Origin of the sequence: Epilithonimonas sp. (assembly GCF_036780765.1) — a bacterium.
GTDB lineage: Bacteria > Bacteroidota > Bacteroidia > Flavobacteriales > Weeksellaceae > Epilithonimonas.
Genome location: NZ_DAIQCG010000005.1, coordinates 25,470 through 43,479, shown reverse-complemented (window position 1 = coordinate 43,479; position 18,010 = coordinate 25,470). Strand labels below are relative to the sequence as shown.

Here is an 18,010-nt window from a genome sequence, read left to right as displayed (position 1 = left end):
CAGCTCCATCAGGGAATAAAACCCTGACAGAGTGATTCTTCAAAAAAAATTAAAAATATAATAACTTAAAAAATTCTAGTCCAGAATTTCTTATATTCTAGTAACCGTAATCTTGTTTCAGATTATAGTTTGATAGTATAATATCATCATAGATCGGGAACAATTCTTTTCTGTTTGCCTCAAAATACTGAGCGTAACCTTTTAAAGGACTGCTTATATAATCTGCAGTTACCGCTACTCTCCAGTTAAGTCTCTTATAACCTGTAGGCGTCGTTGCAACTGATGGTGTGTAATAAACATCTGACCTATCCACACCTGCAGGAACATAAATATCGATTGCCTGAAGTGCTGATTGTGCTGATTTTGTTCTGTCATAAGGAGAATCTTTGTAATAGATGTATGAAGGAACATTCGCGTATTGTCCAGTCCCATTTAATAAATCTGATAACTTCTGTTTTGTTTCAGCAATTTTAGTTGCTAAAAGATTCCAACGGATCAAGTCATATTTTCTAAGACCTTCGCCACCAAATTCTAATAATCTCTCGTGAACAATATAATTAAAGAATCCTGTTTTATCAGTCGGGATAGTTCCAACTTGTCCAAGATTACCAACATAAGCTCTGTCTCTAACTTGCTTCACTGCATTCACCGCTTCTGCAGATGGCGAACCATTCACTTCATTATCAGCTTCTGCAAACATTAATAAAATATCAGAATATCTTAATAAGGGCCAGTCGATTGCCAAGTTCTGTGCTGTTCCAGTAATGCTCGTCCAAGATTTTCTGAATTTTCCATCTGTACAAAGAACCCCTGTTGAAGGTACTGCTTGATTAGCTGCAGTGATTTGCATTGATGCTACAGTTACATCTCTTCTAACATCATATTTTCCAAACTCATAGAAATAAGTTGCAATAGCGTTAATACCTCCACTACTTTTCCAGTTAGAAGCATCATCATGTCTCATCCCATTGTAATAACCTATTTTACTATCAGTTGCAGCATTCCCCCCAAAAGCACCTACCGCAAAAATCACTTCGTGTGCGGCATCTTCTGTATTATCGTGTAACGCTCTGAAAGTTGCTTCAAAATTAGCATTCAGGCCGTGTTGTCCTTTTTCAATAATATCTTTACACTCATCATAAGCGATTTTGTAATACACTTCTGAGTTAGAACCTTTTGCCATAATTCTGGGATCTCTTCTCAAAGAATATCCGGCTCTAGCCAGAGCAATTCTTGCTCTAAGACCTTTGACAGCTGCTTTTGAAAATCTTGTATTAGAGACAGAAGCCTCACTTCTCCAAGGAACTAATTCTGCAGCAGTTGCAAGATCTGCAATAATTTTATCATAAATGACATCTCTGTCTGTTTTTGGCAAATAAACCGATTCCAGATCAGAGGAAGGAACCATTTGCATTGGTACATCTCCCCAGTTTTTAATCAAATCAAAATAGAATAATGCTCTCAAAGCATAAGCTTCTCCCAAATAACGATCCATCAATTTTTTATCTGCTGCAGAACCTGTTTGATAAACCGGAGACAATGGAATGTTTTTGATTACAAGATTAGCTCTTTCAATCCCTGAATATAATTTCAGGAAAGGCTTGTTAAGATCCGGATTGGATGTACAAGCACCGTAAGTACTAAGTCCTCTTCTATCATTACAATTATAATCGCCTGATGTTTTGAAGTCATCTCCAGATTGTGGAAAATACAAACTGATTCTTTGCCCGTAACCATCATCACCAATAATCTGGTTGTAAACACCAATCAAAGCTGTGAAGGTATCTGCTGTACTGTCAAATTGCTGAGCTTCATTAGAATTAGAAATATTTTCTGCATCCAAAAAGTCATTACAAGAAGTAATTGTAGAAAAAGTTAGTGTACAGCTTAATATTGCAATTAAAAGTTTATGTTTTTTCATTTTTTTGAATTAAAAAGTTATATCAACACCTGTTAAGAAAAATCTGCTTCGTGGAAATGCTGCATAATCTACAGCAGGAGTAAGTGTACTTTTTCTAGTACTCACTTCTGGATCATATCCCGAATAACCGGTAATTGTAAATACATTATTTGCTGTTGCATATAATCTCAAATTAGTAATACCAAGTGCTTTAAGCGCATCTTTTTCCAAGGAATATCCGATGGTTACGTTATTCAGTCTTAGGAAAGAACCGTCTTCTATTGCATACGAATGTAAGAAATAGTTACCTCCTGTTGGTGTCCACATTGTAGTATTAGCATTTAGAGCTGCCAATGCCGTAGGATCGGTAACCTTTATACCCTCATCATTGAACCATCTCCATCTGTTGGCCATATCGCCTAACATGTTTTGGTCTGTGTATTGGAATTTGGTCGTAAATTCGATTTTATTAGCATTGTAAACTTTATTTCCAACAGAGAAGTTGAAGAACAAACTCATATCAAAATTCTTGTATTTGAAAGTTTGGTTGAAACCTCCATAAAACTTAGGTTGAGCATTTCCAAGAACCGTTTGATCCTTAGTATCAATTACTCCATCTCCATTAATATCTCTTAGTTTAAGATCTCCGGGTTGTACGGCTCTGTTTCCTAAAGCTACAGAACTAGTTGACGGGATTCCATCTTTCAATTTATAAGTATTATTAGTTGGATTAAAATCAAAATCACTAATCTCATATCTGCCCTCTGTTACATAACCGTAGAACATACCAACTGGCTGATTAACCTGTACTTTAAAATCAAATAAGTTATTAACCCATCCAGAAGGTTGCAAGTAATAGTCTGTCCCAGATTGTGTTAACGAGCCTAAACTTTTAATCATATTTTTGTTAGCCGCAAGATTGAAATCTGTTTTCCAAGTGAAGTTTTCATTACCAACCACAATAGCTCCTAAACTGAATTCCAAGCCTTTGTTCTGAGTTTTCCCAGAGTTTTGATACTGATATTCGTATCCAGAAGTTTGTGGAATCTTAGCCAATAGCAACAAGTCCTTCGTATCTGTGATATAAGCATCAATTGCTCCATATACCCTCTTGTTGAAAAGTGTAAAATCTAATCCCGCATTTTTAGAAACAGTCGCTTCCCATTTAATATTTGGATTTGCCATGATGTTTCCAGGTGCGGAACCAGTGATAATTCCTACTCCACCTGTATATCCATAAGTACTAGAAGGATTATAAAATGTATCATATAGGAATGCTTGAATCCTGTCATTACCAGATTGTCCGTAACCAAGACGCAATTTCAAATCATTTACGATTTTAGAATCTTTTAAGAAATTTTCTTCTCCAATTTTCCAAGCCAGTGATGCAGATGGGAAATTAGCCCATGGGTTAGCAGGACCAAAGAAGCTGGATCCATCTCTTCTTATAGAAACTGTTGCTATATATTTGTTATTGTAAATATAATTGGCTCTGGCAAAGAAAGATGCCAATCTATAAGGAGACAGTACGCCTGCATACGGAGCATCCTGTACCATTCCTGCCGGTGGAGCTGCAAGAATAATATTAGCAAAAGCTTGGTTAGCATCCATAGAAGTTGGCAACCATCTGACAGTCAAATCTGTTTTATTACCATCGGTCTGTACAATCTCCTGCCCTATAAGAAAATCCATTTTGTGATTTCCAAATTTCTTTTTATAAGCAAGTGTATTACTATTAGTAATCCTTCTAGTTTGTGTGCTTGTCAATTGAACAACAGACATATCCGCATTGATTCTTGAAAGATAAGTTTTCGGACCAGAGAATTGTTGAAGTTCCTGATCATTCTGAACATATCCTATGACACTTTTGAAAGTTAAATCCTTTAAGATATTATAAGTAATAACGCCATTCAAGAAAAGGTTGTCTGTATTGTTATATTTGATCTCATTATTAGAAAGCAATACTGGGTTCACCAAGTTTGTTGCTGCGAAATCATCTGTATCAAATTCGTCAGAACCCGTCCCTGCACTAATTCCATTTTCAAAAGGTCTGTATCGGATTACATTTCTAAGTCTGTTGGTACTTTGTGAACCAGTCGTTGTAGTCCCTGCACCATTTATAAAAGTCTGGCTGTATCTAGCCGTCAATCCAACTTTCAATTTTTTACTGATATCAAAATCGTACTTGAAGTTGGCCATATTTCTTTTATAGCCAGAATTAATCATAATTCCATCTTCCTCAACGTGGTTTAATGACAAAGTAAAAGCAGAATTATTATTACCTCCTGAGATATTCAAATTATGCGTAAAGTTAAAAGCCTCTTTCCCGAAAACTTCCTCTTGCCAATCTCTTGTTTGGATGGTTTTGTATCTATTGATTCCTGGATCTATTACAACGCCATTAGCATCTACTATTTCTTCATAATTACCATATAAACTTATAAATTTATCATGTAATTGAGAATCTCCATCTCTATTATAAAGTTCATATTGATAAAGCACAAAATCATAAGGACTCATAACGTCCAATTTTTTTGCAATAGAACGTACACCTGTATATCCGTTATAATTAACTGTGGTTTTAGCATTTTTTCTACCACTTTTTGTCGTAATCAATACAACTCCATTCGCACCTCTCGCTCCATAGATTGATGTTGATGACGCATCTTTTAGAACTTCAATAGACTCGATTTCCTTTGGAGAAATTAATGACAGAGCGTTATCCATCTGGATTCCGTCCACAATATATAAAGGTGCGTTATCCTGGGTAATAGACGTTCCACCTCTAACTTTAATTTCTGGATCAGACCCCGGAGAACCTTCTCCAAATGTAACCTGAACACCCGCCATTCTACCTTGGATAGCTTCCGCCGCACTGTTTACCGGCATATCATTTAACTGATCGCCTTTTACAGAAGCAATAGAATTAGTAACATCTTTTTTAGAAACTGTGGTGTATCCTACAAGAACAACTTCATCAATATTTTTTTCTTTACCAGCATCAAACTTTGCCAAAACAACATTGACAACAGTTTTACCATTCACTTCTACTTCTTGTTCCTCAAATCCTTTTGATCGAATGACAAGTGTAGCATTCTTTGGAACGTTAAGCTCATACTGTCCTGCTTTGTTGGTCATTGTAGAAAACTTCGAGTTCCTTACAGTAACTTCTACATTTTGTACAGGTTTGTTTTGATCAGAAGTAATTTTTCCTGAAACCTTGATTAATTCTTGAGCCAAACCAAATGCAGGTAATAAAAAGACAGATGCGATTGTCGTTTTAATAAAAGCACTTTGAATACCTAGTTTTAAACCACTCATAGATATTTTTAGTTTTTTATAATTAGTAATAGTTTTACTTATGTATAGTTTCGAAATCAACACTATAAAATGCAATCGATTGCACTTAAAATTTGTACATTTTCTTAACTCGACTAAACTAAGATTATTTTTCAATTGACAAATAAAAAAAAACTTTTTTTTATTAATATTAACTTAACATATAATAATAAAGAAATAAAATAAATACATAAACAACTGATAAACAAACAATTAGAAACAAATAATCGATAACTAAATTTATCTCACATTCAACAAATTAACCTCAGTCAATTATTTAAAATGAACAATTAAGACATATTTTTTTTGGTTTGGATCCAATTAATTTTAACCAAAAATTAACTTAACAAGTGATTTTTCTTTAAAATAAATTTTTTCTTAATGAAAATGACAAAGTTTTTTAGAATTTTGAATTTAAATATCAAAGAGTTGCATTTGAAAATTAAAACACTAATAATCAACAATTTAAATTCAATAAATTAATTTATTTCAAGTACTAATGAAAATTTCTTAAAATCTAAAAAATTCCTAAATTTTGATAATTATGTGCAAAATAGAGCATCAAAAAAGATATAAATATAGATTAAAATATATCAAAAAATCATTTTAATATATTGATTTTTAATATTTTAAAATTAAATTCATTTTTTTCTTCCTTGGTTAATATTTATATATATATTTACAGAAATTAATTTTTGTCTCAAAACAAGCATTTTTTAATGCAATCGATTACACAAAATTAATTTTAAGTTCACATATATAGATATTATGACTCAATCAGAATTCAGATACGCGCATCATCCAAACGATGCCAAAAATTACACAACAGAAAAACTTAGAGAAGAATTCCTTATCAATGATTTATTTCAAGAAGGAGAAATCAAACTAGTCTATACAATGTATGACAGATTAATTGTTGGAGGAGCAATGCCAACTGACAAAGCTTTGAAGCTTGAAACAATTGATGAATTAAAAGCAGAAAACTTCCTAGACAGAAGAGAAATCGGAATCATCAACGTTGGTGGAAAAGGAAAAGTAACAGTGGATGGAACAATTTACGAACTTAATAATAAGGAAGCCTTATATATAGGAAAAGGAAACAAAGACGTATCTTTTGAAAACCTTGATGGAGAACAAGCTTATTTCTATATCAATTCTGCCCCAGCTCATCAGCTTTATCCAACTAAAAAGATAACGAAAAACGAAGCTGAAATCGTAGAATTGGGCGATTCCAAATATGCTAATAGAAGAACTATCAACAAGTTATTGGTAAACAGTGTTCTGGAAACCTGTCAATTACAAATGGGAATGACGGAATTGCACGAAGGAAGCGTTTGGAACACAATGCCATCTCATACGCACACCAGAAGAATGGAAGCTTATTTCTATTTCGATTTGGAAGAAGGGCAAACGGTTTCGCACTTTATGGGTCAGCCTCAGGAAACAAGACACATTTTCCTTAAGAACAGAGATGCAGTAATCTCTCCAGAATGGTCTATCCACTCAGGCGTTGGAACTTCAAACTATACATTTATCTGGGGCATGGCGGGAGAAAATATGGACTATGGCGATATGGATGCTGTAAAAACGGACGAATTAAAATAATAAAATATTTTTCGCAGATTTTGCGGATTTATAATCTGCATCATTTGCGCAATCTGCGAGAGTAAAAAATTATCTAACGATATTTCTAAATGAAAAATTTATTCGACTTAACTGGAAAAGTAGCATTAGTAACTGGCGGAACACACGGTTTAGGCTTGGCAATGGCAGAAGGTCTAGCTTCAGCTGGAGCAGAATTGGTCGTAACCAGCACTACTCCATCCAAATTGGAAGAAGCAATTGCTTATTACCAGTCAAAAGGATACAAAGCAACAGGTTATATTTTTGATGTAACAGATGAGAAAATTGCTGCTGAAAAAGTTGCAGAAATCGAAGCTAATCACAAACAAATCGATATCCTTATTAATAATGCAGGAATCATCAAAAGAATTCCGGCTCTAGAAATGGAAGTTTCCGATTTCCGAAAAGTAATTGATGTGGATTTAACGGGACCTTTCATTATGTCTCAGTTGCTCGCAAAAAGTATGATTGCCAGAAAATCTGGTAAAATCATCAACATCTGTTCTATGATGAGCGAGCTGGGTCGTGACAATGTTGTGGCTTATGCTTCTGCAAAAGGCGGATTGAAAATGCTGACCAAAAACCTAGCGACAGAATGGGCAAAACATAACATCCAAGTGAACGGAATCGGTCCTGGATATTTTGCAACGTCTCAGACAGAACCAATCAGAGTTGATGGAAATCCATTCAACGAATTCATCATCAGCAGAACCCCGGAAGGTCGTTGGGGAAATCCCGAAGATTTAGCAGGAACTGCAATATTTTTAGCTTCCGAAGCAAGTCAGTTCATCAACGGACAAATCATTTATGTTGACGGCGGAATCTTAGCAACCATCGGAAAACCTTCAAACGAATAACAAAGTCTTTCATCTATCAGTCTATTATCTATTAGTCTTATGAGTACAAAACCTTTCATCACAGATACATTTCTATTAAAGAACAAATTCGCTGAAGAGTTGTATTTCAGATTTGCTGAAAACCAACCAATCATCGATTATCATAACCATTTGCCTCCGAAAGAGATTGCAGAAAACCGTCAGTTTGAGAATATTACTCAGGTTTGGATTGGTGGCGACCACTACAAATGGAGAGCGATGAGAACTATGGGCGTGAACGAAAAATTCATTACTGGAGATGCTTCTGACAAAGAAAAATTCGCAGCTTGGGCAAAAACGGTTCCTAATACTTTGAGAAATCCTTTGTTCCATTGGACACATTTGGAATTAGCAAGATATTTCGATGTTTATGATTTATTGAACGAAAAAAATGCGGACGAAGTTTACGAAAATGTATCAGCTCAACTTCAGACTTCCGAAAAATCTGTTCACGGCTTGTTGAAAATGAGAAATGTGGAAACAGTTTGTACCACAGAAGACCCGATTGACACTTTAGAATATCATCAGGCGCTTAAAAACGATGATTTCGGAATCAAAGTTAGCACGGCTTTCCGTCCAGATAAAGCGATTTTGATTGATAATGAAGATTACAATTCTTACATCGATAAATTAGGAGAATCTGCAGGAATCGAAATCAAATCTTACAAGGATGTACAGGATGCGCTAATCAAAAGGATTGAATACTTTCACGCCAACGGATGCAGATTGTGTGACCACGGATTGAATAACATTTCTTTTGAAACGTTCACAGATTCAGAAATCAACTCAATTTTTGAAACTAAGAGAAAAGGAGAAACCTTAACGCCTCACCAAATTGAGCAATTCAAAACAGCAATTCTGTTGTTTTTGGGTGAGACTTACCATTCATTTGGGTGGGTTCAGCAATATCACTTGGGCGCGTTGAGAAACAATAATGCAAGAATGTTGAAAGTTCTTGGGCCAGACACAGGCTGGGATTCCATCGGCGATTTCAGTCAGGCTGCTAATCTTTCGAGATTCCTCAACACATTGGATTCTAAGGATAAATTGGCTAAAACAATCATCTACAATCTGAATCCTGCCGATAACGAAATTATGGCAACAATGATTGGAAATTTCAACGACGGTTCTGTAAAAGGAAAAGTTCAATTCGGTTCTGGCTGGTGGTTTTTGGACCAAAAAGACGGAATGGAAAAACAGATGAATGCGCTTTCCAATATGGGACTCATCAGCACATTTGTTGGGATGTTGACCGATTCCAGAAGCTTCCTTTCGTTCCCAAGACACGAATATTTCAGACGTGTATTGTGTAATCTTTTAGGAAACGAAATCGAGTCTGGTGAACTTCCTGAAGATTTGGATTTAGTTGGAAAAGTTGTGGCAGATATTTGTTATTTTAACGCTAAAGAATATTTCAATTTCTAAATAACCAACCCAAAGGGTTGAATATCAATAGCCTTAGGTAAAACCTATGAATGACAAAATAAAAAATGGAAACAAAACAAACATCCAAAATATATTACAAATCCGATTCAACAGAATGGGAGAAAATCGATGATTATATCGACCGCCAAATTGTCGGCTACGACGAATCTGTAATGATGGTAAATGTCCGTTTCAAAAAAGGCGGAATTGGATACAAACACAAACATCCTCATATTCAGGTGACTTACGTTGCAGAAGGAAAATTTGAAGTGAATATCGGAGAAGATATTTCAATCCTGAAAAAAGGCGATTCGTTCTTCGTTCCTTCCAATGTTCTTCACGGTGTCGAATGTCTGGAAGACGGAATTTTGGTAGATGTTTTCAGTCCTTTCAGAGAGGATTTTATAAAATAATTAAATAAAAAATCTAGAATCTCGATTCTCCAATCCTGATTCTAAAAATAAAAATAGATTAATGAGCAAAGTTGTAACCTTTGGCGAAGTATTGATGAGACTGTCTCCATCCGACAGCAAAATGCTGAGACAAAGCCGTGAAATGGAATTCTTCTTCGGAGGAACAGAAATGAATGTCGGTGCGTCTTTAGCAATTATGGGATGCGAAACAAGACACATCACCAATGTTTCTGATTGTTTCATCGGGGATGCTGCCATTGCAACAATGAAAAGTTACGGGATTGACACAGAATTCGTAAACAGAACGGAACATCCGATTGGTTTATACTTCTTGGAAGTTGGTTCTGCGATGCGCGCCAGTAGAATCTCTTACAATAGATTAAACGGTTCTTTTGCCAACATCAAACCTGAACAAGTAGATTGGGAAAAAGCTTTGGAAGGTGCAGAATATTTCCACTGGACAGGAATTTCTCCAGGAATTTCGGAAGGTGCTTACGAGACTTTGAAGCAAGGTTTAAAATTAGCCTATTCAAAGGGAATCGAAATCACGGCTGACCCAGCTTATCGTTCCAATCTTTGGAAATATGGAAAAGAAGGATTTGCAGTTCTTAAGGAACTCATCTCCTACTCTACGATTTTCATTGGCGGTGTGAACGAAATTAATGAAATCCTTGGAACAACTTTCGGTTATGATAAAGACAGTTTTATTAAGGCCGCAGAAACATTAATGAAAGAAATTCCTTCTATCAAAAAAGTATTTGATAAAACCAGAATTGGTGTTACGGCAAGTAATCAGGCAACTCAGGGAAGAGCTTGGATTAATGGACAATATTTCGAAACCGAAATTCTGGAAGTGAATCCAGTAGTTGACAGAATCGGAACAGGCGACGCTTTCGCAGCAGGTTTAATTTATGGTTTAATACACTTCGATGATGAAAAAGCTCTGAACTTTGCAAATGCAGCTTGTGCCATAAAACACACCATTTTAGGTGACGTGAACCTGAGCAGTGCCAGCGATATTCTGGAAGTGATGGGCGGAAATTCTGGAGGAAGAATTAAAAGGTAAAATTAAAGTTTTTCACAGATTAAGCAAATTGGGCAAATTTTCAACCATCTGCCAAATTAGAACGATCTGCGAGAGATAAAAAAATAAAAGTCAAACAATGACAAAGATTCAATTAGTTACGAATGTAATCATCAAACAAGGACTTTTGCCTTTGTATTATAATGCTGATGAAACAGTAACTTTAGAAATACTGAAATCGCTTTACAGAGCAGGAATCCGTGCAGTAGAATATACAAGCCGAGGCGAATTTGCTTTGAATAATTTCACCAAAATGGTTGAAGTTCGAAATACAGAAATGCCAGATATGCTGCTTGGAATCGGGACAATTAAGAATCAAAAACAAGCGGAAGATTATTATAATGTTGGTGCTGACTTTTTCATCAGTCCCGGATTTGTTCCAGAAGTTGCAGAATTTCTGATTCCAAAAGATTTGCTTTACAGTCCAGGTTGTATGACGCCAACAGAAATCATCGAAGCTGAAAATGCTGGTGTGACTTTCGTAAAGTTATTCCCGGGAAATGCGCTTGGAACCGGATTTATGAGCGCCATCAAAGATGTATTTCCAAACTTGAAATTTATGCCAACTGGCGGTGTTGACACAACAAAAGAAAACATCGGAAGCTGGTTCAAAGCTGGTGTTTCTGCTGTCGGAATGGGAAGCAAATTGGTGAGCAAAGAATTGATGGCTTCCAAAGATTATCAAACCATTGAAAACGAAACGAAAAAAGTATTGGACATCATCCAATCTATTAAATAATCATAGCACAAAACTAAATTCCTAAAACCAATATGAGTTCTGTTAAATCCTTAAAACCTAGTAATTTCAGATGGTCTATTTGCGGACTTCTGTTCATTGCTACGACCATCAATTATCTTGACAGGCAAGTACTTTCTTTAACTTGGAAAGACTTCATCCAGCCAGAGTTTCATTGGAATAATAATGATTACGGAAACATCACGGCTTTGTTCTCGATTTTCTACGCAATCAGTATGTTATTCGCAGGAAAATTTGTGGATTGGATGGATACAAAAAAAGGATTTCTTTGGGCGATTTTCATTTGGTCAATTGGAGCTATTTTACACGCATTCTGTGGTATTGCAACTTCAGGAATCTTGACAGGAAACTGGTTTGTTGGATTTGCAGAATCGAAGGAAATTATCAGTACAGTTAATAATATTTCGCTTGTTACAAGCACGAGTGTGACACTTTTCATATTTGCGAGATTTGTTTTGGCAGTTGGTGAAGCAGGAAATTTCCCTGCGGCGATAAAAACGACTGCAGAATATTTCCCTAAAAAAGACAGAGCTTTATCTACAAGTATTTTCAATGCTGGAGCAACTGTTGGAGCGTTAGCAGCGCCAGTTACTATTCCTTTTATCGCCAAATCGATGGGTTGGGAAATGGCATTTATCATCATTGGTGCACTTGGATTTGTTTGGATGGGACTTTGGATTTTTATTTATAAAAAACCTCATCAACATCCAAAAGTTAACGAGCACGAATTGGCTTATATCCAGCAGGACCAAGATGATGTTGTAGAAAATGTAGACGAACCTCAGAAAAAAATGAGCTTGAAACAAGCTTTTGGATACAGACAGACTTGGGCTTTTATTTTTGGTAAATTTATGACAGATGGCGTTTGGTGGTTTTACCTTTTCTGGACTCCGGCTTACCTAAGTTCAGTTTACGGAATGGACAGCACGCAAAGTGCATTACCACTATTCGTTTTGTATATGATAACCTTGGTTTCGATTGTTGGAGGCTGGCTTCCAAAATATTTCGTAGACAAAAAAAGAATGAATCCTTACGCTGGAAGAATGCGAGCGATGTTGATTTTCGCTTTCTTTCCGTTGTTGGCTTTAGTGGCTCAACCTTCAGGAGCTATTTCCTATTGGATTCCGGTTTTGATTATCGGAGTTGCAGGAGCTGCGCATCAGGCTTGGTCAGCTAATATTTTCTCAACAGTTGGCGATATGTTTCCGAAAAAAGCAATTGCAACTATTACAGGAATTGGCGGAATGGCTGGTGGAATCGGTTCTTTTCTTATTAATAAAGGCTCTGGATTATTGTTTGACCACGCGCACAAAGCTTGGACAACTATCGATGGCGTTCCATTACTGGAAAAATTTCCTCAATATGCAGAAGAACGTCTTCCTGACGGTTTATTTGAACAATTAAAAACTTCTGGTGCTGTCGTTTCAGACGGTATCGACAAAGGATATATGATTATTTTCTCAATCTGCGCAGTAGCTTATCTGATTGCTTGGTTCGTGATGAAATCATTGGTTCCTAAATATAAAATCATTAAAGAATAAAGAAATGGAATATCAAACTAAACAAAAACTTAACCGTGAAAACTCAGGTCAAACTGAGAAACTTCCAATCAAATTTTTACAGTTCGGGGAAGGTAATTTCCTTCGCGCGTTTGTAGATTACCTTATCGACAAGATGAACAAAGAAGCTGGCTTCAATGCTGGTGTAGCTGTTGTACAACCAACTGTTGGTGGTCTTGTTGATATGTTGGAAGAGCAAGATAATCTTTACACGCTTTTCGTAAGAGGCATAAAAAAAGGACAAATCGTGGATGACCAGAGAGTGATTTCTGCAATCCAGCGTTCATTCAGTCCTTATGAACATTATGCTGAATATCTTGAGTTGGCAAAAGGTGAAGATTTACAATTCATTTTATCTAATACAACTGAAGCAGGAATTGCTTTTGACGAATCTGAAACGTCTTTAGATTCAGGTCCTCACAAGAATTTCCCTGCGAAAGTGACAGCTTTCCTTTACGAGAGATTTAAGTATTTTAAAGGAGATTCAGAGAAAGGTCTTCACATCATTCCTTGCGAATTGATTGAAAACAATGCTCTGACATTAAAGAAATATATTCTAAAATATGCTTTGCTTTGGAATTTAGGTTCAGAGTTTTCTAATTGGATAGAAAACAGTAACTATTTCCACAATACATTAGTTGATAGAATCGTTCCGGGTTATCCAAGAGAAGAAAAAGACGAATACGAAGCTAAATTGGATTATGATGATAATCTAATGGTAGTTTGTGAAGCGTTCCTACTTTGGGTTATCGAAGGTGATGAGAAATTGAAAGCCTTGATTCCGTTTGATAAAATTGATGACCAAGTTTTGGTTGTAGATGACATCACGCCTTACAGAACAAGAAAAGTGAGAATCCTGAACGGTGCTCACACAGCAATGTTGGCATTCTCTATCCTTGATGGAAAAGAAACTGTAAAAGAAGCTATTGATGCAGACTTTGCAGGAAAATGGATTTCAGAAACGGTTTATAACGAAATCATCCCTACCCTTGATTTATCAACAGAAGAATTAACAGCATTTTCGGATGAAGTTTTTGACAGATTCAGAAACCCGTTCTTGAAGCATTTGCTTTCCAGTATTGCTTTGAATTCGGTTTCGAAGTTCAAAGTGAGAGTGTTGCCAAGCTTATTGAAATATGTTGAAATCAAAAACGAATTACCAACTAATTTGACTTTTGCATTAGCAGCGTTGATTAGATTCTATCAAGGTGAATTTGATGGAAAACAACTTCCTGTGAGCGATGATGCACCAGTTTTGGAAAGATTCAAAGAAATCTGGTCAACCAACGACCTTGGAGAAGTGGCGAAAAATGCTTTATCAGAAGTGAGTTTCTGGGATACAGATTTGACTCAAATCACTGGACTAACTGAATCTGTTACTAAAGCTTTGCGTGCAATCGATTCCAATGGAATTGAGGAAGGGTACAAAAGTTTCATTCAATAGTATTTATTTGGCTTCGAGAACCTCAGCCTGACAAAGTTGATAAATTGTTGTCATCTGAATGGTTCAAAAGATTTACAAATCAAATTGCAGCCCGACTTGAGCGGAAATCCTTTTTTGCCAACCTTCAAGTTCTATTTAGACTGAAATCGTCTGCAAAAAAGATTGGGAGCGGAAGGCGGAATAAGCTGCCCAAACCTAACAAAGTGGTTCGACGAAGTCAAACTATTATAAAGAATAAAGTTATAATCTGAAAATTATGCAAAAAAAAGTATTAAAAGTAAACCCGAAAGACAACATCATTGTTGCGCTGACGGATTTGCCTGCCGGAGAAATCGTGCATCTTGACGGTGCAGATTACACGGTTCTGAAAGATACGAAAGCAAAACATAAATTCGCGGCGGAAGATTTTGCGGTTGGCGACCATATCATTATGTATGGCGTAATCGTTGGAAAAGCGAATCAGCCTATCCAAAAGGGCGAAGTTATTACGACTGAAAATGTAAAACACGAGAGTGAAGAGGTTTTCAAAAAGACAGGAGATTTGGGTTGGACGCCGCCGAATGTGGATAAATGGAAGGATAAAACCTTCAATGGTTATCATCGTGCTGACGGACAAGTGGGAACCAAAAATGTGTGGTTATTTTTCCCATTGGTGTTTTGTGAAAACAAGAATATCGAGAAGTTGAAGGATATTTTCGAAAACGAATTGTTACCGAAAAAAGAAGTTTCTTACAAGAATTTCTTACGCTCTTTGATTGAAGAAAAAAGCGTGGAAGAAGTTGAAGATAAGTCCAGAAACGAAAATCTTCTGGACAACATCGAAGTGAAATTCATCAATCATCAAGGTGGTTGTGGCGGAATCCGACAAGATTCGGAGCTATTGGCAAAATTGCTTGCCGGTTATGTGAATAACCCAAATGTAGCTGGTGCAACAGTTTTAAGTCTTGGATGTCAGAATCTTCAGGTTGATATTTTTCAAAATGCGTTGAAAGAAATGAGCCCGAACAGCGATAAAGAGATTCTAATCTTTGAACAGCAGAAAATCGGAACTACGGACAAGATGTTCCAAATGGTTATCAAAGATTCTTTTGAAGCGATAAAAAGAGCCAACAAAATCGAACGTAAACCTGCTCCTATTTCTAAACTTAGCATTGGTTTAGAATGTGGTGGTTCTGATGGTTTTTCGGGTATTTCGGCCAATCCAGCTTTAGGAGTTGTTTCGGACATTTTTGCAGCACTGGGAGGAAAAACTATCCTTGCCGAGTTCCCGGAATTGTGTGGTGTAGAGCAGGAACTGATGAACCGATGTGTGGATGAGGAAAAAGCGGATAAATTTTTATCACTAATGAAAGCTTTTGAAAAATCTGTTGTAGATGCTGGTTCAGGATTTGATATGAATCCGTCTCCTGGAAATATCAAAGATGGTCTAATTACCGATGCGATGAAGTCTGCAGGAGCTTCTAAAAAAGGAGGAACTGCACCAATCGTAGATGTTTTAGATTACGGCGAATATATTTCGAAACCGGGTTTGAATCTATTAAACACACCTGGAAACGATGCCGAATGTACAACAGGATTGGTTGGAGCTGGAGCAACAGTTGTTTTGTTTACCACAGGTTTAGGAAATCCGATGGGAAATCCGATTGCTCCGGTTGTGAAAATTTCTTCTAATACTGCATTAATTAACAGAATGACAGACATTATTGATGTGAATGCCGGAACTGTGATTACAGGCGAAAAAAGTATCCAAGAAGTGGGCGAAGAAATCGTAGACTATATTATCGAATTGGCAAGCGGAAACGTAGAAACAAAAGCTGACCAACTGAAACAGGATGTATTTATTCCTTGGAAACGAGGAGTGTCATTATAAATTTTTTGAATTTTAAGGTTTTTATTTTTAAAGGGCATTTCTTCTTTTTGAAGAGTGCTCTTTTTTTTAAGCTTAACCACAGAGTGCTCAAAGATTTAAAAAAGGCCACAAACTAGTGTTCTTGTTAAAGAACCTGGCGCACTTTGTGTTTAAGATGAGCAAAATCAATTTTAACATCGGCAAAAACTCACTAATTTAGCTAAAAAATAGAACGATATGCTCATCATAGACTCTCCTTCTCACAACGCTTTTTTCAACATTGCTTCCGAAGAATTCCTTTTGACTAAATTTCCAACTGAAGATATTTTCCTTCTTTACATCAATTCACCTTCGATTATTGTTGGAAAATTTCAGAATACTTTGGCAGAAATCAATTTGGATTATGTGAACGAAAATAATATCAAAGTGGTAAGAAGAATGTCTGGTGGCGGTGCAGTCTATCACGATTTGGGTAATCTTAATTTTTCATCCCATACTCTGCTGGGAACCAATGACTTTTTGGATTTTGGAGAGTTTACAAGTCCGATCATTAGAATCTTAAAGGAGTGGAATATCAATGCTAATCTGGAAGGGCGAAATGACCTTTTGGTGGACGGAAAGAAATTCAGTGGGAATGCAAAATTGGCAAAAGGTGGAAAAATGATTCAGCACGGAACGATTCTATTCAATTCTGAAATGAGTGTTTTGAGTGATGCTTTGAAGATCAATCCTCTAAAATTTATCGATAAGGCTACAAAATCTAATCGTCAACGAGTGACAAACCTTATTGATTATTTACCTAAAGACGCAACAATAGAAGTGCTGAAACAAAAACTGATTGACGAAATCCTGAAAGATTTTGCTGGAAAAGTTTACAACCTTACAGATGAAGATATTCAGGAAATCGAGAAATTAGCAAAAGAAAAATACGAAACTTGGGATTGGAATTTTGGTTTTTCTCCGAATTATAATTTTAAAAAGGCGATTAAAATCCCAGCAGGATTTATAGAAATCCATTTGGATGTTGAAAAAGGAATTATCAAAAAAGCTAAAATATTCGGTGACTTTTTTGCTTCGAAACCGATTGAAGAATTGGAAGATTTATTAATCGATGAAAAGCATGAGTATGAAAATTTGAACCAAATTCTTTCCAAAATTAATATCACAGATTATTTCGGAAAGGTAACGGTTGAGGAGATTCTGCAATTATTTTGGTAATAAAGATTCCATTTCAGCTTGCGATCAGATTTTTTTGTTTGCAATACTTTGGTTTTATAAATTTCAACACCTATTTCAGAACCTAAATCACATAAGTTCTTTCGGCAATTCAATATTATTCTTCTTCATAAAATCCAGTAGTTCATTATATTTGGTTTCATAATGACCGCCGCCACATTGGTCAGAAATACTGCAAATATCAGATGGTTTGATGTCCAAAATCGCTGAAACTTTGGTCAGAATATCAAGATTGATTTTCACTTTAGAATTTTCTATATCAGAATAAGCTTTCTGAGAAATTCCCATTTCAAAAGCCATATATTCCTGAGTAAAATCCCTTTCTCTTCTTATTTTTCTGATATTTTTTCCGCACAATTCCATAGTCTCGATTTTAGTAGTTTTCGGTATAGTTTAGAAGTAAATCTATTGGTAGTACACAAAGCTACAAAATACCTTTGTCAAAATATAATAACGGACGTATGATATTTATTTCCATCAAAAGTACATTCTGAAAAGTGCTTGGA

The 18,010-nt window shown here is 36.0% G+C and carries 13 protein-coding genes; 10 read left to right on the top strand and 3 right to left on the bottom strand.

Translation table 11 applies throughout. The features are described 5' to 3' along the window. Nucleotides 1-97: 97 nt before the first annotated feature. Together V7P73_RS09885 and V7P73_RS09880 are read right to left on the bottom strand one after the other, a co-directional pair. Nucleotides 98-1,921: a RagB/SusD family nutrient uptake outer membrane protein gene (locus V7P73_RS09885; protein WP_333853159.1), complete on the bottom strand. Its 1,824-nt coding sequence runs from the start codon at nucleotides 1,919-1,921 to the stop codon at nucleotides 98-100. Between the two features lie 9 nt (nucleotides 1,922-1,930). Beyond that, nucleotides 1,931-5,221 carry a SusC/RagA family TonB-linked outer membrane protein gene (locus tag V7P73_RS09880; RefSeq protein WP_333853157.1) on the bottom strand — a complete coding sequence of 1,097 codons (3,291 nt, stop codon included), beginning with the start codon at nucleotides 5,219-5,221 and terminating at the stop codon, nucleotides 1,931-1,933. A gap of 786 nt (nucleotides 5,222-6,007) precedes the next feature. Between V7P73_RS09880 and kduI the strand changes: the two genes are divergently transcribed. The 10 genes from kduI (at nucleotide 6,008) to V7P73_RS09830 (ending at nucleotide 17,486) form a co-directional block, all read left to right on the top strand. Next, on the top strand, nucleotides 6,008-6,844 hold the full coding sequence (gene kduI / locus V7P73_RS09875) for a 5-dehydro-4-deoxy-D-glucuronate isomerase (RefSeq protein ID WP_333853155.1): 837 nt from the start codon (nucleotides 6,008-6,010) through the stop codon (nucleotides 6,842-6,844). Nucleotides 6,845-6,933: 89 nt separating this feature from the next. Then, nucleotides 6,934-7,719, top strand: a complete 786-nt coding sequence (locus V7P73_RS09870; protein WP_333853152.1) for a gluconate 5-dehydrogenase — start codon at nucleotides 6,934-6,936, stop codon at nucleotides 7,717-7,719. A 39-nt stretch (nucleotides 7,720-7,758) separates the two neighbouring features. Then, nucleotides 7,759-9,162 (top strand): glucuronate isomerase, encoded by a 1,404-nt coding sequence (uxaC, locus tag V7P73_RS09865; protein ID WP_333853150.1) that lies wholly within the window; start codon nucleotides 7,759-7,761, stop codon nucleotides 9,160-9,162. Between the two features lie 65 nt (nucleotides 9,163-9,227). After that, nucleotides 9,228-9,575 carry a cupin domain-containing protein gene (locus V7P73_RS09860; RefSeq protein WP_307306081.1) on the top strand — a complete coding sequence of 116 codons (348 nt, stop codon included), beginning with the start codon at nucleotides 9,228-9,230 and terminating at the stop codon, nucleotides 9,573-9,575. Between the two features lie 61 nt (nucleotides 9,576-9,636). Further along, a complete protein-coding gene (locus V7P73_RS09855; RefSeq protein WP_333853145.1) occupies nucleotides 9,637-10,641 on the top strand; it encodes a sugar kinase in 1,005 nt (334 codons plus the stop codon). Between the two features lie 97 nt (nucleotides 10,642-10,738). Continuing rightward, nucleotides 10,739-11,398 (top strand): bifunctional 4-hydroxy-2-oxoglutarate aldolase/2-dehydro-3-deoxy-phosphogluconate aldolase, encoded by a 660-nt coding sequence (locus V7P73_RS09850; RefSeq protein WP_333853143.1) that lies wholly within the window; start codon nucleotides 10,739-10,741, stop codon nucleotides 11,396-11,398. 32 nt (nucleotides 11,399-11,430) lie between these two features. After that, nucleotides 11,431-12,957 carry an MFS transporter gene (locus V7P73_RS09845; RefSeq protein WP_333853140.1) on the top strand — a complete coding sequence of 509 codons (1,527 nt, stop codon included), beginning with the start codon at nucleotides 11,431-11,433 and terminating at the stop codon, nucleotides 12,955-12,957. Between the two features lie 4 nt (nucleotides 12,958-12,961). Then, the gene (locus tag V7P73_RS09840) at nucleotides 12,962-14,419 is read left to right on the top strand and encodes a tagaturonate reductase (RefSeq protein ID WP_333853138.1); all 1,458 of its coding nucleotides are present in this window, start codon (nucleotides 12,962-12,964) and stop codon (nucleotides 14,417-14,419) included. Nucleotides 14,420-14,675: 256 nt separating this feature from the next. Next, complete coding sequence (locus tag V7P73_RS09835; protein ID WP_333853136.1) at nucleotides 14,676-16,289, top strand: UxaA family hydrolase; 1,614 nt, start codon at nucleotides 14,676-14,678, stop codon at nucleotides 16,287-16,289. A gap of 216 nt (nucleotides 16,290-16,505) precedes the next feature. Next, nucleotides 16,506-17,486: a lipoate--protein ligase gene (locus V7P73_RS09830; RefSeq protein ID WP_333853134.1), complete on the top strand. Its 981-nt coding sequence runs from the start codon at nucleotides 16,506-16,508 to the stop codon at nucleotides 17,484-17,486. Nucleotides 17,487-17,573: 87 nt separating this feature from the next. On the opposite strand, the gene V7P73_RS09825 is transcribed toward V7P73_RS09830, so the two are convergent. Then, nucleotides 17,574-17,867, bottom strand: a complete 294-nt coding sequence (locus V7P73_RS09825) for a helix-turn-helix domain-containing protein (RefSeq protein WP_333853132.1) — start codon at nucleotides 17,865-17,867, stop codon at nucleotides 17,574-17,576. Nucleotides 17,868-18,010 lie beyond the last annotated feature (143 nt).

Coding starts and splice junctions, on each gene's coding strand:
- V7P73_RS09885 (WP_333853159.1), bottom strand. CDS start 1,921: ATGAAAAAACATAAACTTTTAATTGCAATATTAAGCTGTACACTAACT.
- V7P73_RS09870 (WP_333853152.1), top strand. CDS start 6,934: ATGAAAAATTTATTCGACTTAACTGGAAAAGTAGCATTAGTAACTGGC.
- V7P73_RS09850 (WP_333853143.1), top strand. CDS start 10,739: ATGACAAAGATTCAATTAGTTACGAATGTAATCATCAAACAAGGACTT.
- V7P73_RS09880 (WP_333853157.1), bottom strand. CDS start 5,221: ATGAGTGGTTTAAAACTAGGTATTCAAAGTGCTTTTATTAAAACGACA.
- V7P73_RS09825 (WP_333853132.1), bottom strand. CDS start 17,867: ATGGAATTGTGCGGAAAAAATATCAGAAAAATAAGAAGAGAAAGGGAT.
- kduI (WP_333853155.1), top strand. CDS start 6,008: ATGACTCAATCAGAATTCAGATACGCGCATCATCCAAACGATGCCAAA.
- V7P73_RS09845 (WP_333853140.1), top strand. CDS start 11,431: ATGAGTTCTGTTAAATCCTTAAAACCTAGTAATTTCAGATGGTCTATT.
- V7P73_RS09860 (WP_307306081.1), top strand. CDS start 9,228: ATGGAAACAAAACAAACATCCAAAATATATTACAAATCCGATTCAACA.
- V7P73_RS09840 (WP_333853138.1), top strand. CDS start 12,962: ATGGAATATCAAACTAAACAAAAACTTAACCGTGAAAACTCAGGTCAA.
- uxaC (WP_333853150.1), top strand. CDS start 7,759: ATGAGTACAAAACCTTTCATCACAGATACATTTCTATTAAAGAACAAA.
- V7P73_RS09855 (WP_333853145.1), top strand. CDS start 9,637: ATGAGCAAAGTTGTAACCTTTGGCGAAGTATTGATGAGACTGTCTCCA.
- V7P73_RS09830 (WP_333853134.1), top strand. CDS start 16,506: ATGCTCATCATAGACTCTCCTTCTCACAACGCTTTTTTCAACATTGCT.
- V7P73_RS09835 (WP_333853136.1), top strand. CDS start 14,676: ATGCAAAAAAAAGTATTAAAAGTAAACCCGAAAGACAACATCATTGTT.